This is a genomic window from Pseudomonas sp. P4_D7 (genome assembly GCF_056401755.1).
On sequence record NZ_JBFUIR010000149.1, the window covers coordinates 1 to 1,788 of the forward strand.

Consider the following 1,788-nt stretch of genomic DNA (forward strand, 5'->3'; position numbering starts at 1 on the left):
GAGTTATTGACGCCACCTCAGCGCGTCAGGCCTACTCCGGCGCATATGCTCGCCGTTACGAAGTTTAAGGCTATTGTCACTACCAACTTTGACAATTTGTTTGAGGTGGCCTGTCGAACTCAAGACATTCCTTATTTGGTTATTACGCCGACATCGCCTGAGACGATATCTGGCGAAGAAGTCGTAAGAATCTTCAAGATCGCAGGAACGATTGATATACGAGATTCCCTCCGTATTACCACGAGCGATCTGACGAACGTCCACGAAACGTACGTGTACCGCGAGGCAATGTTCCTTCTTGCAAACAATCCTGTGGCAGTTGTTGGACACTCCTTGAGGGACGGGCGAACCGCTGAACTCATGACTGCGCGCGGATCGCGAGATGATGGAATATATGTGTCTCCGCATCTCGAACTAATTGATGAAGTTATGCTTTCCAGGTTCAGATTGAAAGGTCTCAAAGAGCACGCAGATTCCTTCTTAGAACGGTTTTATGATGGTTCGCCAAGTCGGTCGTGAATTAGTTGTCGAAGCCGCCTGGAGATCTCGATCGCTGAGCGCGCGCGAGATTTGGAAGCCATCCGCGATGGGTGCCGGGCCGCTTGCCTCGCAGTTAGAGAAGCTTGAGGAGCGATTCAGAGGCCGCTTTCTTAGGGCCTCAGTGTTTGCCGGAGCAGGCGCGACGATCAAGCAGCCAACCTTGCTTCGCCGCAGGTAGTACGAGGCCTCGCCGAAGCCGCCGTGGATCACGAACCTTCCTCCCCGTGTGCGAGTCCGGCTATGTGGCGCCACAGCCGGTAAGTTTGACTGGGGTATGGAGGTTGCTCGAACGCACTTCTCGGTGCCTGGATACGCACTGCGGTGGGAGCACTCCGAGGTCGGACCTCGTCCCTCCGTCGCTTACCTGCGTGCCGGCTGGCTGGAGTTGGATTTCGAAACACTCGTCAAGCTTTGGAATTGGTGGGTATTGCAAGCCGCCAACTTGTGGTTGGGGCATGGACGGTCAAGGTGTCGGATGGCAGAAGTTGCAAGGAGTCACATTTCGATGACCCTTGCACGCAGCGCTTTGAATGGGCGTTTGTGATTTCACCTACGGCGCACGGCCGATGATGTTTTTCTCGCTGTCGGAGCAGATGACTTTGCAGGCGTAGTGGTGGGCGGCGATGTCCTCAGGCTTGACTGGCGGCATGATGGCTGCGACGGTCTTGAGGTCACCGACAGGCTGGCCTTGGGCGCCAACGCACTGGCCGGCGTCGTTGCACTCGATAAGGAACACGGGATAGCCATCCGCATTCTTGCTCATGACGGTGAGGTTATCGATGCCACCGGCATCAATGATGGCGTCTGTCGAGTTCGGTTCGACTGGTGCCTTGGCGACGCCCTCAGCTGGCGCGGTCTCCTGGGTAGGCGCGGAAGTCGCTTGCGGCTGCTGAGCCGTAGGTGTTTCCGCTCCCTTGGGATGACCAGCGTCGAAGTCGCGCTCAACAAGCAAATTTTTAACGTTGGACACGTACTTGGCAGGGCCGTCGAGAACATTGTTCTTGATGCCGAAGTCGAAGTTCAACTTGCCGTCGATAAAGCCCTGAATGCGGCCCTCGATGGCGTCATCGTTCCAGTCAATTTCTGCCCTGGTGAAATAGCCGTAGAGCTTGAAATTGTCCGGCAGCGTTGCTGACATCGGTTCCACGACGGTCGCGACCACTTGGTTGGCGTTCTCGTCCAGATAGCTCCAGTGACCGGTCTTTCGGCCCGCCTTGAACGCGCCTTTGACGACGGTCTTTCCGTGAC

The 1,788-nt window shown here is 56.1% G+C and carries 2 protein-coding genes; one reads left to right on the forward strand and one right to left on the reverse strand.

The window, feature by feature from the left end; genetic code table 11:
- A partial coding sequence (locus tag AC1DVF_RS29150) for an SIR2 family protein (RefSeq protein WP_477783620.1) occupies positions 1 to 519 on the forward strand: 519 nt, incomplete at its 5' end.
- Between the two features lie 571 nt (positions 520 to 1,090).
- Here AC1DVF_RS29150 and AC1DVF_RS29155 read toward each other — a convergent pair.
- Positions 1,091 to 1,788: hypothetical protein (locus AC1DVF_RS29155; protein WP_477783621.1), on the reverse strand; the 698-nt coding region annotated here is incomplete at its 5' end.